Raw genomic sequence first — 25,504 nt, forward strand, 5'->3', positions numbered from 1 at the left:
AGAAAAGAGCCTTCTTTTATTCCATTTCTACTGATTGTTCTCCCTTGGTATGGGGAATAATGGAGAGAAAACGTGTCTAAACAGGAGGTACTTATGAGTAACTATGAAAATAACATGCCGCAGTTTCCAGAACCGCTTTGGAGGCAGCAATTAAATCTACCTACATATTCTCTATTGAATGAAGATCATGAAACAGAAGTTGTTGTTGTAGGAGCAGGGATTAGCGGAATCACTACAGCTTATCTTTTAGCAAAAGAAGGAAAAAAAGTTACTTTGATCGAGGCAGGTAAAGTGATTAATGGAACAACTGGACATACAACTGCAAAGATCACTTCTCAACACGATGTCATCTATGATCATCTGATTTCACATATTGGATTAGATCGAGCACGCCTTTATTATGAGTCAAACGAACAAGCTAAACAGTTTATTGAGAATCTTATTAAACAAAATAACATTCATTGTAACTTAGAAAAACATGATGCCTATCTTTATGCCAACACCGAGGAAGGAATTAAAAAGCTTAACAAAGAAGCAGATGCTTATCAACAGTTAGAAATCGATGGTGAGCTGGTCGAAAAACTTCCATTTAACATACCGCATAAAAAAGCGCTTGTTATGAGGAATCAAGCACATTTTCATCCTGTAAAATATTTAGCGGCTTTATTACAGGAAATGGAGTCACTTGGTGTTGAGGTCTACGAAAACACGACAGCAACAGATATTATAGAAGAGAATGACAAAAAAGCTGTTGTACAAACAAGTAACGGACACAAAATTACAGCTGACTTTGTAGCTTGTTGCACACATTTCCCGTTCTTCGATGGATTGGGTTTCTATTTTACTAGAATGATGGCAGAGCGTTCTTATGTATTGGCGGTAAAAACACAGGACTCATTTCCGAATGGGATGTATATGGGTGTTGATCAAACCTCATTTTCTTATCGTTCTATCTTACAGGACGGTGAAAAAATCGTACTCCTTAGTGGAGAAAGTCATCAAACCGGACAAGGAATCCCGACTCATCAGCACTATGAGGCTCTATTAAAAGAAGCGAAAAAATCGTTAAAATTGGATAGAGTACTTTATCGCTGGTCTGCTCAGGATTTAATCACACTTGATAAAATTCCATTCATCGGAAAGCTTACACATAAGCATGATCACATATTTGTGGCTACAGGTTACAAAAAGTGGGGAATGACAACAGGTACACTTGCTGCTTTAATCATTAGAGATCATATCTTGGGTAGAAAGAATGAATTCGCTGACTTATATAAACCACAAAGGTTCCAAGCTGATCCATCTGATATCAAACAGTTTATAAAGGAAAACGCAGATGTAGCCAAGCACTTTGTATCTGGAAAGTTAGACAAACCCTCAAAGCATCCAAGAAGTTTAAATAAAGATGAGGGATGTGCCGTAACGGTTGACGGAGAAAGATGTGGGGCTTATCGAGACAATAATGGAGAACTTCATATTGTAGATACAACTTGTACACATCTCGGTTGTGAGACAGAGTGGAACAGCGGTGATCGAACATGGGATTGTCCGTGTCATGGTTCACGTTTTTCATACGATGGTTCAGTCGTTGAAGGGCCAGCAAAAAAACCTCTTAAACGTGTAGAATTACAATAGAATTAACAGTAGATGACTTATTAAAGTACGTGTTACTTTAATAAGTCATTTTTTTTGGATTGTGTGTTATTTTGACACCAATTTGTATAAAAAGCCTACAGAAATAATATATTGCTTACAACGAATTTATTTTTATATTTTCAAAAAAATTACAAGTAAAAATAATGAAAATTTTATGAATTTAGTATAAAATAAAGTGCTTGAAAGCGAGAGGGGGAATTAAATATGAAGCTTTTAAGAGAGACATTAAAGCACTTTAAGCCTTATTGGAGGGGGCTTCTTCTGGCTTTTATCTGTTCGTTAATCGGTGGCGCCTTTACCGTTATACCACCTATACTAGCGGGTAAGCTTGTTGATGAAATCCTGCCGAATGAAATGACGGATATGATCGGTTGGCTTGTCGCGGGGGTTCTGTTCTCGTTTTTATTTAAGGTGATATTTGAATCATTGCAAGAATTTATTCAAATTCAGATCGGTTTAGACGTTATTACAGATATGCAGATGCGTGCATTCGGACGTTTGCATAAAACGCCGATGTCATTTTTTACGACTACACCTCGAGGAGATATGCTGTATCGTCTTACTCACGACGTAGAAGCTGTTCAGAACTTAAATAATACGGTCGTGCCTCGATTCGTACAACAAGTAGTGAGTGCGGTCGCTGCTTTTATTGCCGTGTTTGCTCTATACTGGCCGGTTGCAATCGTTATGTTTTGTGTATTCGCCATCTACCTGTACCCGTCTTTTAAACTTGGAACGACAATGAGAAAAATGAGTGCCGTTCAGCGGGATATGCGCGCAGATATTTATCACCATCTTCAGGAAAGTATCGAATCGACTAGACTAGTTCGTACGTTTCAAACACAAGAAAGAGAACTACATACACAAGATAAGAAGTTAACAGATTGGAAGAATTATTCCATACGTGCCGCTTTGATCGGAAAAGTAAACTGGCGTCTTGGTAATCTATTTAATATCGCTACACCAGGCGTAGTCATGCTTGTTGGAGGAATGGCAGTTTGGAATAATACGATTTCTGTCGGTACACTTGTTGCTTGTTTAGGGTTTATTCCTACGATGTTTTTTCCCATTCGTTCACTAGCTGAGAATGCATTGATCATACAGCAGGCTATTCCTGCTCTTCAGCGAATCTATGAATATTTTGATTTACCAAAGGAACATGAAGATGATCTGCCAAAGATGCAACCGGTTCGAGGGGATATTGATATTGATAATCTTTGGTTTCGTTATCCCGGCAACGAAGAATATGTGTTAAAAGGCGTCTCATTGAATATGAAAGCTGGCCAACATATTGGTATTGTCGGTACTAGCGGTGGCGGAAAATCTACGCTCATCCAATTGCTGCTCGGTCTTTATGAACCTGAGGCAGGCTCAATTGAAATCGACCAACAAAACTTGTTTGAGTACAATAGGAATTCATTTCGTCAGCAGGTAGGAGTCGTTTCCCAGGAAACGTTTCTTTTAAACAATACACTTCGGATGAACTTATTATATGGAAGAAAAGATGCAACTCAAGCCGATTTAGATGCGGCATGTGATGCTTCAGGACTTACAGATTTTGTCGCTGCCTTGCCAGAAGGCTATGAAACCATCGTTGGTGAGAGGGGACTTAAGCTCTCTGGCGGACAAAGACAACGTGTTGCACTTGCAAGAGCTATCCTTCGACACCCTGCACTATTAATCTTTGATGAAGCAACTTCTTCACTGGATGGGGAAACAGAAGAACGCGTTCAGTCCGCTCTTGAAGAACTCATACCTGGCAGAACGACGATCACGATTGCTCACCGGTTGATCACCGTGAGGGATGCAGATAAAATCGTATTACTAGACAAGGGAATTGTAGCAGAATCGGGTACGCACGAAGAACTTCTTGCAGAACGAGGACAATATTACGAACTTTATATGGCGCAATACAGTGAATTAGAAAAGGAGAGAGCGCTATGAGCCAAACGAATTTGAAACAAAAAAATCGAGATGGCAGACGCGTTCTAGCCTTTTTGAAACCACATAAAAAATGGGTGTTTGCTGATGCGTTTGTTATCGCTATATCTCAAGTATTTTCTGCACTGATTCCGACGCTTGCACTTGGTTGGCTTGTTGATTCGATTTTACCTGGTGAGTCTAATCAACTTCTATGGGGGTTGATGTGGCTGTTAGTTTTTGCAGCAGTTGCTGATTTAATCCTGATGGTTATTGATGAATACTTTTGTCACCAAGTTGCGAAGACCGTAACGAACTGGCAAAAGTTAAGACTCTTTAAACATCTGCAGAACCTACCTTTTTCCTTTTATCAAAACAATCAATCTGGTGAAATGATGGCTCGAGTTTCTGATGATCCAGATACACTTCATAATTTCCTGGCTTGGGAAGGATCGACCTTTATGGCATCTGTACAAGGTGTTATTTTATACAGCATCGTCCTTCTTTGGATTCATCCTTATTTAATGATCACGAGTGTTGTGTTAGGAGTTATCTTTTATTTAACGTCAAACGCAGTCGGTCAACGTACACGACAATCTTCAGCGAATGCGAGAAAAGAAGCTTCTCGTTATCTTGAGAGACTTCGGGAATCTGTAACAGGGATCCATCTTTCAAGGGTTTTAGGCGTTTCTGATGGTGAGGTATCAAGCGTAGCTGAGATAAGAAAATCGTTCATTAGAGAATCTCGTCATGAATTAAAAGCTAGGATGCAATCCATTGTGGTTATCGGAAGCTACAACGGTCTTGCATTAGCTGTGGTGTATGGACTTAGCGCATACTTAATATGGAACGATAAACTAACAGCAGGTCAGATGCTAACAGCAGCAGGTCTTGTAGCTATCGCCGCGAATGAGATGCAAAGAATGTTAAGAAACTGGCTTTCAGTAAGGAGAACGGGTCCCGCTTTAGATCGCTCAGAACTTTTACTTAGTCAAGAAGTATCTAGTGCTGAAACAGAAAAGGGATTCACTCCAAACGAAATGGAAGGAGAGATCGAATTTAGAGATGTTACATTCGGTTATCCTGAAAAAGAAGATAAAGTATTAAAAGGTTTATCATTTTCCGTAAAGTCTGGAGAAGCAGTAGCGCTTGTCGGACCGAGCGGATCTGGTAAATCAACGGTTGTAGATTTATTATTGCGATTGTATGAGCCTGAGAGTGGAGCGATCTTTATTGACGGAGAGAACGTATCAACGATAGATGCTGGGTGGCTTCGGTCACAAGTTGCGATTGTTTCACAAGATGTACAGCTTCGAAATGGTTCTTTAGCGGATAATTTACGAATAGCCAAGCCTGAAGCAACAGATGATGAGTTGGTAAGTGCTATAGAAGACAGCGGACTCAAGGAATTCTTACTTTCTCTTCCGGATGGACTAAACACGCTAGTTGGAGAAAGAGGCAGTTTGCTGTCTGGTGGGCAGAAGCAAAGGCTGTCATTAGCAAGAGCTCTTGTAAAAGATGCCGCCATTTTAGTTCTTGATGAAGCAAGTTCTGCTTTAGATCCCATCACAGAAGTTCAGGTCAATGAAGCGATTAATAAAAGAAAATCAAAACAAACGCTCATTATTATATCACATAGACTCTCAACCGTTTTGGCTGCTAATCGAGTGATTGTCATTGAAAATGGAGTAATGATTCAGGACGGCGTTCATGATGAGTTGCTCAAGTCTGATAATGGCGTATACAGCAGGTTGTTTAAACGAGAAGCGGATATTGGAACACAAGCATTTAGCAGTTAAGAAGGGTTGGGCAATCTAACTAAGATTGCCTTTTCCTCATAATTCCACTCTAATTTGGGTATATATGAAACTATATATCCAAAGGAGGGAATCATTCATGTCAGCAACTATTAGAGCACTTCTGAACATCGCAGCACTAGCGGCAGTAATCTTTGTTAATTATCTTGCAAACGCATTACCTTTAAATGGAAGTACGACCGGAGAGTTATCAGCAAAATACAATGTGTTAATTACTCCAGCAGGTTATGTATTTTCCATATGGGGACTCATCTATGTGCTGCTAACGATCTGGGTGATCATTCAAGTGCTGCCGAAGAACAGAAATGAACCCGTGTATGAAAGTATTGGTCTGTGGTTTGTATTAAACTGTATCTTAAATTGTACATGGATATTTGTTTGGCATCATGAACTTCTAGGTTTATCTTGGATTGTTATGATCGGCCTCTTATTGTCACTCATTATGATCTATACGAAGATTCAAAATCAGGATAACAAGTCTTCGTTCGTTCGACTTCCGTTCTCGGTCTATCTAGGATGGATCAGTGTGGCGACAATCGTGAATACAGCAGTTGTGTTAAAGTATAGCGGCTGGAATGGTTTTGGACTTTCATCTGTTACATGGACTGTGATCATGCTCATAGTTGGTACAGGATTAGCAATCTTTTTTACCCTTTTAAACAAAGATGTTATTTACCCACTCGTCTTTGTTTGGGCGTATATCGGAATAGGTGTTAGACATAAGGGAGAGATAGAAGTTCTCACGTATACAAGTTTTTCGTTAGCTATTTTGCTTTTGTTATTCATTATTTGGAGAGTTGCTACCAGAAGAAGAGGAGAAGTAGCAATGAAATAGCATTTTAGGGGAGAGTAAAAGATGGTAAAGTTATCGATGCCGATCGGCTTATTATTGGAGTCAGCAATAGCGAGCGGTGTTTCAGGAGAACGGTTGCTCGAAGTGATCAGAACGAGGGAATACGAAGCACTTCAACATGTTGGAAAAGAAGAGTCAAGCTGGACTTACTTTTTTGAGTTTGCAGAACAGAACTGGGAAACTGTTGTTTCTGCGATTACAACGGGTTATACCTTTAAGTTTATTACGATCAGGGGATTGTTGAACTTAATACAGACAAAATATAAGCTTAAAGAGAACGAAGACTTTTTAATGAATGAATCTGGAATAGACATGAAACTCTCAGATGAACAGCTCGATTTTCTTCGTTCACGAATTCCTTCACAATGGGTATTTAAAAAGCAAGAACAAAAACAATACGACGTTCAGGCTTTCTTAGCTCAAACCACTCAACGAGTGTGTAGACAAGACTAAAGCGCTTAAGCAGGATACGTTTCCTGCTTAAGCGCTCTTTTAATCCTGATAGTTATTTCTTGCACTCAACCACGTGTTGATTCCGATCGCTTTACACACAGAGAAATAATGAAGAAGCATTAAAAGCACTGACCCTGCGTTCATTCCAATGATGATGCCATGCATCCCTAATGATGGCTGTGAACCTAGCATGTACATGAGAACAAATGATAATGTTGTTGACCAAACCGACTGAACAAATGCAGTTGTAATTAAGCCAAGACCGATCAAATAAGCTTGCAGTGGTATTAGAAAAAAAGTAAATAAAAAGCTGGGCCACAATAATTCTAAATATGTAGCTGCGGATTGTGAATGAAAGAACATTAAGGTAAGTTTTTCTGAAAACATTAAAAAGATTGTAACTGCTGGAAAGCCATATAATGCAGTTATGCCCATCACACGAATAAGCAGGCTTTTTAATTTTTCTACATCTTTTTTAGCAGTAGCTTCTGAAACTGTAGGGATCAAGACGACCAAAAGAGAATGCGCAATAAATGCAGGGAAAAAACCGATGGATATGGCCACACCTGCCAGTAGACCAAACTCTTCTGTTGCTGCAACCCCTGAAAACCCTGCAAGTGACAATGAATATTTGATTAAGAACGGTTGTATGGCGTTTGTGACAGCATGGAAGAGGCGTAACCCCGTAGTAGGAATCGTAACTGCCATAAGACTTCTGGTAACTTCATTTGATGAAAGATGCTCATTGTTGTGACTTTGCATTCTTTTGTATTGTATTAAATAAGCCGTGAAGAGATAGACGAAAACGACGAGTTCACTCCCTACAAAAGTTGCTAATGCTATAAGGATTGCCGTTTCATTATCAAAAGAAAACAATTGATAAATTCCTGTTAACAAGATGAGCTGAGCCATTTTTCGAAATAAGTTCGAGAAGGCTAACTTGCCCATCTGCTGTTTCCCCATAAAAAACCCTCTAGCTATAGAAGTTAGTGAAATTAACGGGATTAATAAGACCATAAGCCATCTGACTAACGGATGATAACTATTGAAAACAGGTATAAAAGGCAGAATCACTAAAGCGAGCACAATCATAGCTACAGTTAACAAAATCGTCATCTTTGTAGCATGTTTCAACATGCTGTAATGTTGTTTCTCCTCTTTTTCAGCAACGAACTTTGAAATGGAGATCGGTAATTCCAAACTCGCTATAATAATGATTAAGATGACAGTTGGAAAGATCGACATATAATGCCCGAGTCCTAATTCCCCCAATTCTCTAGCTAACACCATGTTTACTATAAATTCTAAGCTTTCACCGACTAATGCGGCAGCAGCAAGCAGTAATACCCCTCTGAAAAATATATTCATACGATAAGTGCATCTCCTTGTACACGTTGTCCTTTTATTCATATGCAAAAAAAAATGAAACAAGACCTCAAAGGACTTTAAACATTGAAGGAGAAAGTTAAGCATATAGCAGAACAAGGAGAGGTTATTTTGACATTACATACAGAAAAAAACTCAGTTAAAATCTTATCATTATACGAGCAAGAAAAAATCATGGATCAATGGCTTTTAGAAAGACTGCAACAACTATTACCATTATTAATGAAGAAACATAACGTAGACATGTGGATTACAATTGGAAAAGAATATAATGAAGACCCACTAGGAAAGACTTTCTTTCCTTCTGCGATTGATAGTTCAAGAAGACAAACCATTTTTGCATTCGTTATTGATAAACATTGTGATGAAATAAAAAGGTATGTTATATCTTCCAACAAAAAATTTGAACCTTTTTATATATGCTTTCCCCTTCAAATTGGCGAAGATTCTTTTACAGGATTAAAAAGGTTGGTTGAAGAATTTGATCCTGATTCTATAGCTGTTAATACTTCATTGAATTACGCTTTTTGTGATGGATTAAGTCATTCGAATTATGAGCGAATTAAAAAGGTGTTAGGGCAGCAACATTTACCAAAGCTGATTTCATCTGAAAACCTTGCGATTGATTGGCTTCAATCAAGAACAGAGTCTGAGCTTGATATGTATAAAGAACTTGAAGAGATCACTAAAAAAATCGTAAAGCAAGCGTTTACCAACGAACTCATCACACCTCATAAATCCTCAACTCAGGATATTGTTGAATGGATTAGACAACGTGTGAGAGACTTAGGTTTGAAAACTTCCTTTTATCCTACTGTTGATATTCAAAGGAAAGATGGATCTTCAGACAGAATGGAGGGCACCATTCTTCCCGGAGATATTTTGCATTTAGACTTCGGTATAGAGTATCTAGGTCTTTGCACAGATACTCAACAATTGGCTTATGTTCTGAGTCGCAATGAGAAAGAACCTCCATCTGGTCTAAAAAATGCACTAAAGGCTGCGAACACATTTGAAGATCTTTTCTTTGAAATCTGCAAAGAAGGAATGTCGGGTAATGATATATTTTTAAATGTATTAAAAAAAGCAAAGCAAAACCATTTAGACGCTATGCTTTATTCACATCCGATCGGCTATCATTGTCACGGAGCAGGCCCGATTATCGGACTGTATGATAAACAAGAAAGTATTCCTGTTCGAGGAGAACTAAAGATTGAGAATAATACGTGCTATGCATTGGAATTTAACATTAGACATTTCATACCTGAATGGAACAAAGTTGTTCCGATCTATCTTGAAGAAACCGTCTGCTTTAAAGAAGGTATGATGCGATATTTTACAGGGAGACAATCAGATTTTTATATAATCGATCCAAGGTGGTAATAAAATACATTTGAAATATCTATTCACCTCTAGTACAATGAGAAACTGTGTGTTTCAGCTTGTTGAGGGGAGAGATAAAATGTTATTGCTTGGACAGGAACAAGATAAAGAAACAAAACTCGATCGCAACGAACTCCAGTTTCAATTATTGCGCATGCAAAACGATATGAAACAAATTGCAAAAAGTTATGATGTAATCGGTGTAGATCAAACAAAAGATGATAACCTTGTGATCGTATATAAATCCGAACAACTAGATCAATGTAAAATAATGATTAATGATTGTGAATCAAGATATGATGGCTGGGATTTTTCAATAGATGCCGTTTATGAAGATGAAAACACGCTTCATATCGGTGATATCAAAGGACCTGCTAATAAGGGATACGGATCAATCTGTATGCATTATTTAAAAGAAACGGCTTCGGATAAAAACATACCAACGATAAAAGGCGATATAGCAAAGAGAGACTGGGGACATGTAGATCGACTCATTCACTTTTATGAAAAGCATAATTTTGCTATTGAACTTGACCCGAAAAATAAATGCGGAAAAATTGAATGGAACGATTTTTAAGGAAAAGACGTGTATCGTAATGAAAACACGTCTTTTTTTGATCTCATTTTTCAATAATTAAGCATTAAATTGCGAACTTTATCACTTTAAGTCTTGACTTGAGTTAGAACGTGATTTACGATATTAATCGTAATCATTACGATTTAAGAAGGGGTTTTAAAACATGTTACATACACTGACAAAACGAGTACCAGTAACCGTGTTGAGTGGATTTTTAGGTGCAGGTAAAACCACGTTAATGAATCATGTCTTATCAAATCGAGACGGTTTAAAGGTAGCTGTAATCGTTAATGACATGAGTGAGATTAATATTGATGCTGCATTAATAAAAAATGAGACGCAGTTATCTAGAACAGAAGAAAAACTCGTTGAAATGACAAATGGCTGTATTTGCTGCACCCTAAGAGAGGATCTGCTGATAGAAGTAGAAAGAATCGTAAAAAACGGTGATATTGATTATATTCTTATAGAATCAACGGGCATAAGTGAGCCGATTCCAGTAGCACAAACTTTCACTTATCTAGATGAAGAATCAGGTGTTGATCTTGCTTCTTTATGCAAGTTGGATACGATGGTAACAGTAGTTGATGGAAATCGATTCTGGAACGATTTTGCATCCGGAGAAAGTTTATTAGATCGACAAGCAGCATTAGATGAGACCGATACGAGAGAAGTAGTCGACCTGATCATTGATCAGATAGAATTTTGTGATGTTTTAGTTTTAAATAAATGTGATTTATTGGAGAAAGAGGACCGTGAAGAACTCAAAAGAGTATTGAAAAAATTACAACCACAAGCAAAACTGATTGAAACAAAATTCGGTAAAATAAATCCAAAGGATATTCTCTCAACAGGTCTTTTTGATTTTGAGAAGGCAAGTGAATCTGCGGGATGGATGAAAGAACTTGAAACAGAACATATTCCAGAAACAGATGAGTACGGAATTTCTTCTTTTGTATACCGAAAGAAAAGACCTTTTCACCCAGCAAGACTATTTGCTTTTTTAGAGAATTGGCCAGCAGAAATTGTTCGAGCAAAAGGATTTATTTGGGTAGCATCTCGAAACGATTGGGTAATTTTGTTAAGTCAAGCAGGTACGAGTATTATCTTCCAGCCGGCAGGTCAATGGGTGGCAGCTCTTCCAAAAGAAGAACAAGAAGAAATTATAGAGGAAGAAAAGAGTCAAAATCCAAATTGGGATGATGAATTCGGAGATCGAATTACCGAACTAGTGTTTATAGGAATTGATTATAACAAAGAACAACTGTTAGAACAGTTAGATCATTGCTTATTAACTGACTCTGAAATGAATAACGAAGATTGGGGTAAGTTTAACGACCCGTTACCTCGATTCCCTGAAAGTGAATAATTTTTACAAACGAATCCATTTTGGGTTCGTTTTTATTTGCTTAAAATCATTAAACTCAGTAGAAGTTTTAGTTTGAAGTTGTTAAAAAATTGGGTACTTAAAGAGTATTGCAAGAGAGAAGGAGAGATTGATCATGACCGTCACTCATATCAAATCTAATACAGAAAATAGTCTTTCTGAACGCTTTGAAATTGCTTTTAATCAGATTCACAAATGCTTAATCGACAAAGTAAAAGATACGAAAGATGATCGGTTTAAAAACCTAGTGGAAACAGGAATGAAAAAGCATTCACTTATCCGATCTTTTTATAATGAGCTCGGTCAGTTTGCAAAACTAAGAAATGCTATTGTTCATGAGAAGGTAGATCATGATTTTTACATTGCTGAACCTCATCTAGAGATCGTAGAGAGAATAGAAAAAATAGCGGGTTATTTCATGAAACCTGAAACAGCGCTTAACATTGCAACCAAAAAGGTACATCATTTTAAAGAAAGTGACCGGTTGGAAGATGTTTTAAGCTGTATTCGAAAAACATCGTATTCACGTTTTCCTATCTATAACGAAAAAGGAGAGTACCTTTGGCTTCTAACGGCTACATACTTATTGAATTGGTTGACTGACAGGCTTGCTGATCAAGTGATCGATCTTAATAATGCAAGAATATCAGATATTGCAGACAATGAACAAAAACAACTGGTAGCATTTATTTCAAAAACTTCAAGTATTTTTAAAGCAGAGGAAATCTTCGAAAACATTCATAAAGAAGGAAAAAAGCTTGAGGCGATCATCATCACATTAAATGGAAGTGAGAACGAAAAACCATTAGGAATTTTTACTTCTTATGATCTTATTGAGATTGATTTAGACAACTAGACCTTTAGGCACTCAAGTAGAGTGTCTTTTTGTTTATAAAACATGAGTTATATGCCATTTGTTTAAGGAAATAAGGTTTAGGGAAACGGGTGTTTGAGATGTCAGAATGTTTTGTATGTTTGTTTTCAGAAAGGGTGAAGGTCATTTGAAAGATTTAACGATTAGAATAAACGGATTAGAAACTAGAGTTAGTAGTGGAGAAACCGTTTTGAATTTGCTAGATGGTTCACCAGAACAAGTCCCTCATGTTTGCTATCATCCGAGCTTAGGACCGATTGAAACATGCGATACTTGTATCGTTAAAGTGAATGGAGAATTTGTGAGAGCATGTTCCACGACAGTTAATAACGGAGATAACATTGATACAAATTCCGATGAGGTACGAGAAGCTCAAATTATTGGAATGGATAGAATTCTATTTAATCATGAGTTGTATTGTACGGTTTGTGATTATAACAATGGTGGTTGTGAAGTACATAACACGGTTAAAGAAATGAAGATCAATCATCAGAGTATCCCGTTTGAACATAAACCTTATGAAGTAGATAACTCTAACCCATTTTATAGATACGATCCTGATCAATGCATATTGTGTGGGCGATGTGTAGAAGCATGCCAAGATGTTCAAGTAACAGAGACACTCACGATCGATTGGGAAAGAGAGCGCCCAAGAGTGATTTGGGATAAAGATGTTCCGATCAATGAATCTTCATGTGTATCATGTGGGCACTGTTCTACTGTTTGTCCGTGTAATGCCATGATGGAAAAAGGGATGGAGGGTGAAACGGGTTATATGACTGGGATCAATCGAGAGACACTTCGTCCGATGATTGAGATCACGAAAGGTGTTGAGACCGGATACGGCTCCATTCTGGCTATATCAGATATGGAAGCTGCGATGAGAGAACAAAGAATTAAGAAAACAAAGACCGTTTGCACATACTGCGGCGTAGGTTGCAGCTTTGATGTTTGGACAAAAGGCAGAGAAATTCTAAAAGTGGATCCGCAGATTGATGCACCTGCAAACGGAATTTCAACATGTATTAAAGGGAAGTTTGGTTGGGATTTTGTTAACACTGAAGAACGGTTAACCAAACCTTTAATCCGTGAAGGTGATGTGTTTAGAGAAGCCTCTTGGGACGAAGCTTACAACTTAATCGCTTCTAAATTTACTGAGATCAAAGAAAAGAATGGTGCGCAAGCCCTGACGTTTATTAGCTCATCTAAGTGCACAAATGAAGAATCTTATTTGATGCAAAAATTAGCACGTGGTGTTATTGGAACTAATAATATTGATAACTGTTCACGCTATTGTCAAACACCAGCCACAATGGGATTATTTCGTACTGTAGGACATGGGGGTGATTCAGGATCGATAAAGGATATTGAAAAATCAGAACTTGTTATCGTAATCGGCTCAAACACATCAGAATCTCACCCCGTTTTAGCTACGCGTGTTAAGCGATCACATAAACTACACAACCAAAAACTAATTGTGGCAGATCTTCGAAAACATGAGATGGCTGAGCGTGCAGACCTATTCATTCAGCCACGGGCTGGTTCGGATCTCGTGTGGCTGTCTGCAGTAACGAAATATATTTTAGACAAAGGATTGGCAGATCATGATTTTTTACAAAAGCATGTGAATGGATTAGATACTTTTACAGAAAACCTTGAAAAGTTCACATTAGATTACGCTGAAAAAGTAACAGGACTTTCTCAAGATACCCTCATCCAATTAGCAAAAACAATCTCACAATCAAAAAGTGTCTGTGTTCTCTGGGCAATGGGCGTCACTCAACATATGGGAGGAAGTGATACGAGTACGGCCATATCCAACTTACTTTTAGTAACAGGAAATTATGGACGCGAAGGTGTAGGCTCTTACCCTTTACGGGGACATAACAATGTTCAAGGAGCCAGTGACTTCGGTAGCATGCCAGATCGTTTACCATCATATGAGAAAGTCGCAGACATCAAGGTAAGAGAAAAGTATGAAAAAGCATGGGGTGTGAAGATACCAGAAGAACCTGGTCTTAATAATCATGAAATGGTACAAGGCATCCATGATGGCCATGTAAAAGCGATGTATTTAAAAGGTGAAGACATGGGAATCGTTGACTCAAATATAAACCATGTTCACGCAGCTTATGAGAAACTAGAATTTTTTGTTGTTCAAGATTTATTTCTTACAAGAACGGCTCAGTTCGCTGACGTTGTTTTACCAGCAAGCCCAAGTCTCGAAAAAGAAGGTACTTTTACAAACACGGAGAGAAGAATACAACGATTGTATCAGGTACTTGAACCACTAGGAGATTCTAAACCAGATTGGGAGATTATTCGTGATATCGCAAATCGACTTGGAGCTGGATGGGATTACAAACATCCTAGTGACATTATGGAAGAAGCTGCACAACTAGCGCCATTATTTGCCGGTGTATCCTATGAAAGGTTAGAAGGATACAAAAGCCTTCAATGGCCAGTGGCTGAGGACGGAACAGATACACCTATACTTTTCAAAGATGGATTTCCTTTCGAAGATAAGAAAGCTCGTTTATTTCCTGTAAATTGGACAGAACCGGTAGAATTCGGTGAAGAATATGATATTCATGTAAATAACGGAAGGCTATTAGAACACTTTCATGAAGGGAATATGACCTATCAGTCAGAAGGGATTACTTCAAAGACACCAAACACTTTTCTAGAGATCTCACCTGAACTAGCCAAGGAACGCGGCCTAAAGGACGGTACGCTAGTAAGATTATCATCGCCTTATGGAAGTGTGAAAGTACATTGCTTAATAACGAATCGTGTAAAAGGTAAAGAAGTTTATCTACCCATGAACGATAGCGGGGAAGCGGCTATAAATCTACTTACTAGCAGTTATTCAGATAAAGATACGGATACACCTGCATACAAAGAGACAAGTGCAAAACTTGAGATCTTAATGGAGGAAGGTGTGAATCCATTGCCAAGAACAAACTTCAGGTACGGAAATCCACAACCTCAAGTAGGAGTTAACGTAGAGAAGAAGTGGGCGAGAAAGGATTATATCTTTCCAGGCGATGCTGTGAAAAAGGAGCGAAATCAACATGGCTAAAGCGATTAAAAACGTTCAAAAACAAACGATAACAAGAGAGGAAAAACGTTCTAATGATCTCCGTGAAGTAGAAGATGCACTTATAAAGAATAAGACTGCTATTCTTCAAACACTTGAGATCATGAACCATATGAACGAAAAAGGAATTCTCCCTCTTTTAAATGGCTTGTTCGGACAAGGTGATAAGGTAATGGATATTGCTGTAAAAGCGATGGACAAGCCTGAGAACACAAACACACTAAAAAATCTTCTCTTGCTCCTAGGGACTTTAGGTATGATTAATGTCAAACAACTTGAACCTTTTTTATTAAAAATAGATGCAGGTATCGCCCGAGTGGCGGAATACAAAGATACAGAAGAAAAAACGAGTTACTTCGATTTAGTACGTTCGTTAAAAGATCCAGAGATTAATAAAGCAGTAACAATACTCATGCAGTTCTTAAAAGGCATGGGCCAAGAAACAGAACACTATGAAAAAACAACAGGAGCTACACCTCAAAAACGGGTAAATCAGAGCAAGGAGAAAACCTTAGAGTAAAAACAGTAGAGGAGTAAAACGAATGGTTAAAAAAGTGAAAAACCGCTGGTTGATTGCTGCAGCTGCTGTAGGTATTCACATTTCGATCGGGTCTGTATACTCATGGAGTGTATTCACAAATCCGCTTCGGGAAGAACACAATTGGGGGCTAAGTGAAATCTCTTTAACATTTAGTATCGCAATCTTGTTTCTAGGTTTATCCGCTGCATTTATGGGGCATTTTGTTGAACGGTATGGACCTCGCAAATCTGGCATCATAGCATCAGTTTGTTTTGGTGCCGGTTTGTTAGGTTCAGGTTTTGCTGATCAAATAAGTTCTATTTATCTGCTTTACTTTTTTTATGGTGCTTTAGGTGGAATCGGACTTGGCATTGGCTATATTACGCCTGTTTCTTCTCTTGTAAAATGGTTTCCAGATAGAAGAGGGTTAGCAACAGGTCTTGCTATAATGGGGTTTGGATTCGCCTCACTTATTGCTAGTCCGGTAATTGCAAGGTTGATAGCAGTTATAGGTATATCGAATACCTTTTACGTATTAGGTGCTGTTTATTTTACAATCATGTTATTCTCTTCATTATATCTTTCACCACCTCCAAAGAATTGGCAGCCACAAAGTATGAACGAAAAAAGTAAGAAAAAAGAAAATAACTCAAAAGATCTTGCTCAATTAACTGCTAATGAAGCGGTTAAGACGATTCGTTTTTGGGCGTTATGGGCAATGTTATTCATAAATGTTACATGCGGTATCGCCATTATTTCTGTAGCATCTCCAATGGCACAAGATATTGCAAGTCTAAGCGCTGCTTCAGCAGCTACAATGGTTGGAATTATGGGATTGTTTAACGGGTTTGGCAGAATCGGTTGGGCGTCGATTTCAGATTATATCGGTCGTCCAAATGTATACACTACGTTTTTCGCGATACAAACGGTGGCATTCGTACTTTTACCGAATGTTACGAATGCCATTTTCTTTCAGCTGCTTCTCTATTTAATCCTAACTTGTTATGGTGGTGGTTTTGCTTCGATACCAGCATATATTGGAGATCTATTCGGAACGAAGCAACTTGGAGCTATTCATGGGTATATTCTAACTGCGTGGGCTGCCGCTGGACTAGTGGGTCCATTAGTTGTTTCATGGATAAGAGAATCAACCAACAGTTATTCCTTGACCCTGTATATCTTTACAGGTGCATTTGTTGTAGCACTTGCCATCTCGCTGCTTATACGCATCAATATTAGAAACGTCAGAAATGAAAACAGTCAATCTCATGTTGCAAGTTAAGCCTAAAAGAATAAGATTCAAAAAAAAGCTTGGCACTTTTGCCAAGCTTTTTCTGATAACTTTTCTATTTATCAAAAGAAATATGGCTTCATTTCTTAACTTCTAGAAATCGCATAAATCTATTGATATTGCTCCAAAACTGAAAAGAACTTAATCACAAATTCAAAGAAAACCTGTTCAGCAGGAGCTAGTTCACGACTACGAGGGGTGATGATTCCCACCGTACGTTTTACATCTGGTATTTCAATCGGTATTTTAACTGTAAAACGTGGCTTCGTTTCATAAAAAGAACTATCGGGTAAAAGGGTAACACCCATACCTGCTGTCACTAGACCTTTTATCGCATCCAGATCCTCACCTTCACATGCTATCTTAGGAACAAAGCCTGATTCTTTACAAGCATTCACTACAACATCTCGTAAAATATACCCATCCGGGAATAGCACGAATTCATCATTTCTTAAATCGCTCAATAATAAGCTTCTTTTTTCTGCTAACTGATGTTGTTCAGGTAATAGTGCAGAAATCTTTTCAGTAAATAGAATATGTCCTTCTAAATCAGGATCATTCGTAGGTACTGGTCCTAGAAAAGCGAGATCAATATCACCGCTCTTGACGCTTTCAGTAAGAAACCGATAAGAACCTTGCCTTAAGTGAAAGGCTATATTCGGATGCTCCCGTTTAAAAGCTGAAACGACAGTCGGTAATAGATGTCCTGCGAGACTGGTAGGAAATCCAATCTTGATCGTTCCTCTTTCTGGATCTAAGTATTCATCAATTTGTTTTTTTGCATGATCGATTGCTTTCATAGCTGTTTTTGCATGTATTAAGAACAGTTTTCCAACAGGAGAGAGCTTAATATTCCGCCCTTCTCTTTCAAACAATTCTACACCAAGTTCAGATTCTAAATTTGCAATCTGACGACTGACTGCTGATTGTGCAACATGCAAAGCAATCGCTGCTTCTGAAACGTGTTCTCGTTCTGCAACTTCAATAAAATACTGTAACTGTCTGATTTCCATGCCTTGTCACAACCAATCATTCTCAATTTGAGATCATTTTAATCTAAATTATATATTGTTTCGATTAATTATAAAACCTAAACTAAATGAAAGAAAGTTTCGAATATTTCAATTGAAAAACTTAAGGGGGAGTTCAAAATGACCTTTAGTCAATTTCCGGAACCACAAGGTTTATATAATCCAAAGAACGAACATGACGCTTGTGGAATTGGTCTATATGCTCATTTAAAAGGGCATGCTACCCATGAGATTGTTGAAAAAGGACTTCATATGCTATGCCAGCTTGATCACCGTGGAGGACAAGGAAGTGATCCTTTAACGGGGGATGGAGCAGGCTTAATGACAAAGATACCGCATGATTTTTTTAAAAAGGTTACTGCTTTTGATCTGCCTGAAAAAGGACGTTATGGGGTAGGGATGATCTTTTTCCCCAATGATACAACAGCTCAGCAGAAATTAGAAAAACAAATTAATCAATTTATTAACCAAGAAGGACAAAAACTTATAGGCTGGAGAACGGTACCTGTTGACGTCAAAACGATTGGTAAAAAGGCTCAAGAAACCTGCCCTCTAATTAAACAAGTCTTTATCGCTTGCAATGATATTATTTCTGAAGATTTAGCTTTTGAGAGAAAACTATTTGTAATCAGAAAGCAAGCAGAGCATTGGGCAAGGAAAGAGGGACTTCAAACATATTTTGCTAGTTTATCTTCACAAACAATTGTATATAAAGGTTTGTTAACCCCAGAACAAGTAGATGCCTTTTACTATGATCTACAAGATAAGGATTTTGTGTCTCCATTCGCTTTAGTGCATTCCCGTTTTAGCACAAATACGTTTCCAACATGGGAACGCGCTCATCCGAATCGGTACATTATTCACAATGGAGAAATCAATACTTTACAAGGCAACATGAATTGGATGAAAGCACGTGAGAAGCAGTTCGTTTCTGAAGCATTCGGAGAAGATATCGAAAAGCTGCTTCCTATTCTTGATGCAGATGGAAGCGATTCTTCTATCCTTGATCAAGCCTTTGAATTTTTTGTACTTGCTGGAAGAAAACCTTCACATACAGCAATGATGCTTATCCCAGAACCATGGAGTGAGAACCCTCATCTTGAAGAAGAGAGAAAGGCTTTTTACGAGTATCATAGTTGTTTAATGGAGCCATGGGATGGGCCGACAGCCATCTCTTTTACAGACGGAAAACAAATTGGAGCGATACTCGATCGAAACGGTCTTCGTCCGGCTCGATATTATGTAACGAAAGACGATTACATTATCTTCTCTTCAGAGGTAGGAGTTATTGAAGTTGAAGAAGAGAATGTTCTGTACAAAGAGCGTTTAAGTCCTGGGAGAATGCTTTTAATTGATCTAGAAGAAGGCAGAATCATCACGGACAATGAGATCAAAACAGAAATGTCGAGTAAAGAACCATACGAACTATGGCTTACCAATGGACTTCATCAATTAGATGAAGATGGCGAAGAGCCGGGAATCATCGTAGAAAATATAAGGAGTAAACAAAAAGCGTTCGGATACACGTATGAAGACATTCACAAATATTTAATACCTGTTATTACAGAAGGAAAAGACCCGATTGGGTCTATGGGTAATGATACACCTTTAGCTGTTTTGTCTGATAATCCTCAATCATTATTCAATTATTTTAAACAGCTATTCGCGCAAGTTACCAATCCACCAATCGATGCCATTCGTGAGAAGATTGTCACGTCTACGATGACGCTGCTTGGAGCTGAAGGAAATCTTTTGCATCCTGGACCGCAGAACGCTAAGAGAATTCAATTGAATTCTCCTGTGTTAACAACAAATGAGTTTAATCAAATTACAGATAACATGATTTATGAATTTAAAACGGCAGTTCTGCAGATTTTATTTTCGGAAGATTTAGAACTCGGTTTAAAAGCATTGTTTAGAAGTGCAGAAGAAGGTATACAAGGTGGAGCAACTTTATTAATTTTGTCAGACAGAGAAATGAATGAGTTAAATATTCCTATTCCGGTCTTACTTGCTGTTAGTTCTCTACATCATCACCTTGTAAAAGAAGGACTTCGGACCAAAGTAAGTTTGATCGTTGAATCAGGTGAAGTTAGAGAAGTTCATCATTTTGCAGCGCTCATTGGATACGGTGCAGATGCTATCTATCCATATTTGACGTATAAGACATTTGAAGAAGCGATTGAAGATGAGCATATTAACCTATCGTTATCAAAGACGATTAAAACGTATAAACAAGGAATAACGGACGGCATTGTTAAAGTAATGTCAAAAATGGGAATCTCAACGGTTCAAAGTTATCGAGGGGCTCAAATTTTTGAAGCAGTTGGAATCGGTAAAGAAGTAATCGATCAATATTTTCCAGCCACAGCTTCTCAAATTGATGGAATCACGTTAGCTGAGATTGAAAAAGAGGCTATTTTGAGACATCAGCAAGGCTTTAAAGAGACCATTGATGAGACATTAGATTCAGGAAGTGATTTTCAATGGAGAAATACTGGTGAACATCATGCTTTTAATCCAAAAACGATTCATACGCTCCAATGGGCTTGTCGTAAGAATGATTATTCACTTTTTAAAACGTTCTCAAAACTGGCGGATGACGAGAGAACGACTTTCTTAAGAAATTTATTCTTATTTGCCCCTGAAACAACCGCAATACCACTTGATAAAGTTGAACCTGTAGAAGAGATTGTAAAGCGCTTTAAAACAGGCGCGATGTCTTTTGGCTCTCTTAGTCAAGAAGCGCATGAATCACTTGCTATCGCAATGAACCGTTTAGGTGGAAAGAGCAATAGTGGTGAAGGCGGAGAAGATCCTGCTCGATTTATTCCAGATGAACTTGGCAATAACCGAAGAAGCAGCATTAAGCAAGTTGCTTCAGGCAGATTCGGTGTAAAAAGCCACTATCTAGTAAATGCAGATGAACTGCAGATTAAGATGGCACAAGGAGCCAAACCAGGTGAAGGTGGGCAGTTGCCTGGTAATAAGGTATATCCTTGGGTAGCAGATGTTCGTGGATCAACTCCAGGTGTAGGATTAATCTCTCCACCACCGCATCATGATATTTATTCAATCGAAGATATGGCGCAACTGATTCATGACCTGAAAAACGCAAACCGTGAAGCAAGAATTAGCGTTAAGCTTGTTGCGAAATCCGGTGTTGGAACGATTGCTGCCGGTGTCGCAAAAGGCGCAGCTGATGTAATCGTAATCAGTGGTTATGATGGTGGAACAGGAGCTTCACCAAAAACAAGTATCAAACATACTGGACTTCCTTGGGAGTTAGGTCTTGCTGAAACACACCAAACGTTGATGCTAAATGGTCTTCGTGAACGCGTAACGCTAGAGACAGACGGGAAGCTGATGACAGGTAAAGATGTTGTGCTTGCTGCGTTGTTAGGTGCTGAGGAATATGGTTTTGCTACAGCGCCTCTCGTTGTATTAGGTTGTGTCATGATGCGTGCTTGTCATCTTGATACATGTCCTGTCGGTGTAGCTACACAGAATCCTGAATTAAGAAAAAAATATATGGGTGACCCTGATCATGTGGTCAACTATATGAGATTTGTGGCTGAAGAAATTCGTGAGATCATGGCTCAACTCGGTTTCCATACGATGGAGGAAATGGTCGGGCGCACTGACGTTTTAACAGTTGGTGATCGTGCAAAAAACCACTGGAAAGCGAAGCATCTTGACTTATCAAAGCTTCTTTATCAAGTAGACGGTGTTCGTACGAAACAGACTTCTCAAAATCATAAGATCGATCAATCACTCGATATGAATGAGATTTTACCGAAGCTAAAGGCAGCTTTAGAAATGAAGAAGACTGTTTCACTCAACCTACCGATTAAAAACACGAACCGTGTAGCAGGTACGATTGCTGGTAGTGAAATAACGAAACGATTTGGCGAAGAAGGGCTTTCTGAAGATACCGTAACTCTTAATTTTTCTGGGTCTGCTGGACAAAGCTTTGGAGCATTCGTGCCACGTGGCATGACGCTTTATCTGAACGGAGACAGCAATGACTATTTTGGAAAAGGATTATCAGGGGGTAAATTAATTGTCGCACCTCCTAAATCAGCAGAATATTTAGCTGATGATAATGTCATTCTTGGTAATGTTGCTTTTTATGGCGCAACGAGTGGCGAAGCATACATTAACGGCTTGGCTGGTGAAAGATTCGCAGTTAGAAACAGTGGGGCTAACATTGTTGTCGAAGGCATTGGCGATCATGGTTGTGAGTACATGACCGGCGGTCGAGTGGTTGTTTTAGGAAATGTTGGCAAGAACTTTGGAGCAGGTATGAGTGGAGGAATCGCCTATATCTACACCCATCAGCCTCTTTTATTAAAACAGTTATGTAACAAAGAAGGTATTGAGTTTGAGAGATTAATGGATTCTGAAGAAACAGAAAGAGTTAAGCAGATGATTATTAATCATTTTTCATACACTCAGAGTAAAAAAGCCTCTGCAATATTACAAAACTGGAAAGTGGAACAGTCGCACTTTGTGAAAGTCATTCCACATGACTATAAAGAGATGATTAAGAAAATAGAAGAAGAGAAAAAAGCGGGTTATACAGAAGATGAAGCGATCATGAACGCTTTTGAAGCTGGATCTAGCCCATCAAAAGCAAGTGGTAGACCTGGGCCGACAAAATTAATTCTGAAATAAATCGAGATGAGAGGAGAGATTTTAAATGGGCAAACCAACCGGATTTTTGGAATACCCAAGAGAAGAAACAATAGAGAGAAAGCCTCTCCAACGTCTTAAAGATTGGAAAGAATATACCGAAAAACAACCTGAAGATATGTTAAAAAGGCAAGGCGCAAGATGTATGGATTGTGGTACACCTTTTTGTCATATCGGTTTTGAGATTAATGGGGCTGCTGCAGGCTGCCCTATTAATAATCTGATACCTGAGTGGAATGATTTGGTTTATCGCGGAAAATGGAAAGAAGCACTTGATCGTTTAATGAAAACAAACAATTTTCCAGAATTCACAGGAAGGGTTTGTCCTGCTCCTTGTGAAGGCTCATGTACAGTTGAGTTAGCTGGACCTGCTGTAACGATAAAGAATATAGAAAAAGCAATCATTGATAAAGGCTTTGAAAACGGCTGGATTCAACCTAGAATTCCAGAAAAAAGAACAGGGAAAAAGGTTGCTATCGTTGGATCAGGACCAGCTGGACTTGCCGCAGCAGATCAGCTAAACCAAGCGGGTCATTCTGTTACAGTTTATGAAAGAGCAGATAAAGCTGGTGGTTTGTTAACGTATGGAATTCCTAATATGAAATTGGATAAAGATGTGGTGGAGAGACGAATCAAATTATTAAGACAAGAGGGCATTGATTTCATTCTTAACACTGAGGTGGGAAAAGATATTACCTCTGAAGAACTAAAGAATGAGTATGATTCTATAATTCTCTGTACAGGTGCACAGAAACAAAGAGATTTAACTCTTCAAGGAAGAGAAGCTGAAGGTGTTCATTTTGCTATGAGCTATTTAACCCAGGCAACGAAGAGATTATTAAATATCGAAGTTTCTGAGCCACTTATTGATGCAGAAGGTAAGAATATAATCGTAATCGGCGGTGGCGACACGGGTGCTGACTGTGTAGCTACGGCTCTGAGGCAAAAGTGTAAGAGTGTCGTTCAATTTGGTAAGCATCCTAAACTTCCCGATGTGCGCAGTGATGCAAACATGTGGCCAGAGCAACCTAACATTTTTACAATGGATTATGCTTATGAAGAAGCAACTGCTCAATATGGTCATGATCCAAGAGAGTATTCTGTCCAAACAAAAAAAATAGTATCAGATGAAAGCGGTCGTCTAAAAGAACTTCACACGATTCAAATGAAACGAACATCTGATGATGCCGGGAATATGGTTTTTGAAGAAATTCCGGGATCTGAGAAGATCTGGCCAGCAGATCTTGTTTTCATCGCTATTGGTTTTGAAGGGACAGAACTGCCAGTCTTAAAAGAATTTGGCGTGGAAATCAAACACAACAAAGTCAATGCTAAACATGGTGATTATAGAACAAATGTAGATGGAGTATTTGCAGCAGGTGACTCTAGGCGCGGTCAAAGTTTAATCGTTTGGGCGATTCAAGAAGGACGTGATTGTGCACGTCAAGTTGATCTATCGTTGATGGGAAGTACGGTTTTGCCTTAAGGCTTTTTTCCATGCTACAATAAACTCCAAAAGCCAAAAGCTTTATATATATGATAAAATAAGGCTTAGGCTAAAAAACAATTCTTTTATTTATAAGGAGTAGACGCATGGAAAAAGTACTTATTTTTGGACACAAAAATCCAGATACTGACACGATTACATCAGCACTCGTTTACGCTGACTTAAAGTCTAAATTAGGACAAAATGTAGAAGCTATTCGCTTAGGTGAAATTAACGGTGAAACACAATATGCTTTAGATTATTTTAAAGCTGAGACTCCACGTTTAGTTGAACATGTCTCTGCTGAAACAAACGCAGTTATTTTAGTTGATCATAACGAACGTCAACAAAGTGCAAATGACATTGATAAAGTAAGAGTATTAGAGGTTATTGATCATCATCGTATCGCGAACTTTGAAACAAGCGACCCTTTATACTATCGTGCTGAACCTGTTGGCTGTACAGCTACAATCTTAAACAAGATGTACAAAGAGAAAGGTATTCAAGTTGAGAAAAACATTGCAGGACTTATGCTTTCTGCAATTATTTCTGACTCTTTGTTGTTTAAATCGCCTACTTGTACAGAAGAAGATGTTGCCGCGGCACGCGAGCTTGCTGAAATTGCTGGAGTAGATGCGGAAAAGTACGGTTTAGAAATGCTAAAAGCAGGTGCAGACCTAAGTGATAAATCAGTTGAAGAATTGATTTCACTTGATGCTAAAGAATTTAACATTGGAGAAAACAAAATTGAAGTTGCTCAAGTAAATACGGTTGATGCTAGCGATGTATTACAACATCAAGAAGACTTGGAATCAGCGATCACTAAAGTTATTGCTGACAAAGGTCTAGACCTATTTATGTTTGTTGTAACCGATATTTTAACAAATGACTCTACAGCCTTAGCTCTTGGTAAGAGATCACAATCTGTTGAAGAAGCATATAACGTTAAATTAGAAAACAATACAGCAGTTCTTAAAGGTGTTGTTTCTCGTAAAAAACAAATCGTGCCTGTTTTAACAGAAGCGATGAGCAAATAAATGAAGATTCTAAAGGGTAAAGCCATACTAAGGCTTTG

General features: G+C 38.3%; 17 protein-coding genes. 15 read left to right on the forward strand and 2 right to left on the reverse strand.

Translation table 11 applies throughout. The annotated features are described in order from the left end of the window. The first annotated feature begins 93 nt into the window (after positions 1-93). The 5 genes from I5J82_RS06885 to I5J82_RS06905 all read left to right on the forward strand — a co-directional run bounded on the left by I5J82_RS06885 (position 94) and on the right by I5J82_RS06905 (position 6,699). The gene (locus I5J82_RS06885; protein WP_198767206.1) at positions 94-1,635 is read left to right on the forward strand and encodes an FAD-dependent oxidoreductase; all 1,542 of its coding nucleotides are present in this window, start codon (positions 94-96) and stop codon (positions 1,633-1,635) included. 225 nt (positions 1,636-1,860) lie between these two features. Further along, entirely contained in the window at positions 1,861-3,600 is a 1,740-nt protein-coding gene (locus tag I5J82_RS06890) for an ABC transporter ATP-binding protein (protein ID WP_198767207.1), read from the forward strand. Further along, entirely contained in the window at positions 3,597-5,375 is a 1,779-nt protein-coding gene (locus tag I5J82_RS06895; RefSeq protein WP_198767208.1) for an ABC transporter ATP-binding protein, read from the forward strand. The genes I5J82_RS06890 and I5J82_RS06895 overlap by 4 nt, the downstream gene beginning before the upstream one ends. 97 nt (positions 5,376-5,472) lie before the next feature. Then, positions 5,473-6,228 carry a TspO/MBR family protein gene (locus I5J82_RS06900; protein ID WP_198767209.1) on the forward strand — a complete coding sequence of 252 codons (756 nt, stop codon included), beginning with the start codon at positions 5,473-5,475 and terminating at the stop codon, positions 6,226-6,228. 21 nt (positions 6,229-6,249) lie between these two features. Next, positions 6,250-6,699, forward strand: a complete 450-nt coding sequence (locus I5J82_RS06905; protein WP_198767210.1) for a hypothetical protein — start codon at positions 6,250-6,252, stop codon at positions 6,697-6,699. Positions 6,700-6,738: 39 nt separating this feature from the next. On the opposite strand, the gene I5J82_RS06910 is transcribed toward I5J82_RS06905, so the two are convergent. After that, the gene (locus tag I5J82_RS06910) at positions 6,739-8,067 is read right to left on the reverse strand and encodes an oligosaccharide flippase family protein (RefSeq protein WP_198767211.1); all 1,329 of its coding nucleotides are present in this window, start codon (positions 8,065-8,067) and stop codon (positions 6,739-6,741) included. 129 nt (positions 8,068-8,196) lie between these two features. Between I5J82_RS06910 and I5J82_RS06915 the strand changes: the two genes are divergently transcribed. The 7 genes from I5J82_RS06915 (at position 8,197) to I5J82_RS06945 (ending at position 17,208) form a co-directional block, all read left to right on the forward strand. Further along, positions 8,197-9,468 (forward strand): M24 family metallopeptidase, encoded by a 1,272-nt coding sequence (locus I5J82_RS06915; RefSeq protein WP_198767212.1) that lies wholly within the window; start codon positions 8,197-8,199, stop codon positions 9,466-9,468. A 79-nt stretch (positions 9,469-9,547) separates the two neighbouring features. After that, the gene (locus I5J82_RS06920) at positions 9,548-10,045 is read left to right on the forward strand and encodes a hypothetical protein (protein ID WP_198767213.1); all 498 of its coding nucleotides are present in this window, start codon (positions 9,548-9,550) and stop codon (positions 10,043-10,045) included. A gap of 163 nt (positions 10,046-10,208) precedes the next feature. Beyond that, on the forward strand, positions 10,209-11,414 hold the full coding sequence (locus tag I5J82_RS06925) for a GTP-binding protein (protein WP_198767214.1): 1,206 nt from the start codon (positions 10,209-10,211) through the stop codon (positions 11,412-11,414). A gap of 133 nt (positions 11,415-11,547) precedes the next feature. Beyond that, positions 11,548-12,288 carry a CBS domain-containing protein gene (locus tag I5J82_RS06930; protein ID WP_198767215.1) on the forward strand — a complete coding sequence of 247 codons (741 nt, stop codon included), beginning with the start codon at positions 11,548-11,550 and terminating at the stop codon, positions 12,286-12,288. Between the two features lie 115 nt (positions 12,289-12,403). After that, entirely contained in the window at positions 12,404-15,388 is a 2,985-nt protein-coding gene (gene fdhF, locus I5J82_RS06935) for a formate dehydrogenase subunit alpha (protein WP_198767216.1), read from the forward strand. Next, the gene (locus I5J82_RS06940) at positions 15,381-15,926 is read left to right on the forward strand and encodes a helical membrane plugin domain-containing protein (protein WP_198767217.1); all 546 of its coding nucleotides are present in this window, start codon (positions 15,381-15,383) and stop codon (positions 15,924-15,926) included. Before fdhF ends, I5J82_RS06940 begins: the two co-directional genes overlap by 8 nt. A gap of 22 nt (positions 15,927-15,948) precedes the next feature. After that, positions 15,949-17,208, forward strand: a complete 1,260-nt coding sequence (locus I5J82_RS06945) for an L-lactate MFS transporter (protein ID WP_198767218.1) — start codon at positions 15,949-15,951, stop codon at positions 17,206-17,208. 119 nt (positions 17,209-17,327) lie between these two features. Here the strand turns inward: I5J82_RS06945 and gltC are convergent, their stop codons facing one another. Beyond that, positions 17,328-18,230 carry a glutamate biosynthesis transcriptional regulator GltC gene (gltC, locus tag I5J82_RS06950; protein ID WP_198767219.1) on the reverse strand — a complete coding sequence of 301 codons (903 nt, stop codon included), beginning with the start codon at positions 18,228-18,230 and terminating at the stop codon, positions 17,328-17,330. A 138-nt stretch (positions 18,231-18,368) separates the two neighbouring features. Here gltC and gltB point away from each other — a divergent pair, with 138 nt between their 5' ends. From gltB to I5J82_RS06965, 3 genes are all read left to right on the forward strand, one after another. Beyond that, positions 18,369-22,925 carry a glutamate synthase large subunit gene (gene gltB / locus I5J82_RS06955; protein WP_198767220.1) on the forward strand — a complete coding sequence of 1,519 codons (4,557 nt, stop codon included), beginning with the start codon at positions 18,369-18,371 and terminating at the stop codon, positions 22,923-22,925. A gap of 25 nt (positions 22,926-22,950) precedes the next feature. Continuing rightward, the gene (locus I5J82_RS06960; RefSeq protein WP_198767221.1) at positions 22,951-24,429 is read left to right on the forward strand and encodes a glutamate synthase subunit beta; all 1,479 of its coding nucleotides are present in this window, start codon (positions 22,951-22,953) and stop codon (positions 24,427-24,429) included. Between the two features lie 107 nt (positions 24,430-24,536). After that, positions 24,537-25,466 (forward strand): manganese-dependent inorganic pyrophosphatase, encoded by a 930-nt coding sequence (locus tag I5J82_RS06965; protein WP_198767222.1) that lies wholly within the window; start codon positions 24,537-24,539, stop codon positions 25,464-25,466. Positions 25,467-25,504: the final 38 nt, after the last annotated feature.

The organism is Fictibacillus halophilus, assembly GCF_016401385.1.
GTDB classification, from domain to species: Bacteria; Bacillota; Bacilli; order Bacillales; family Fictibacillaceae; genus Fictibacillus; species Fictibacillus halophilus.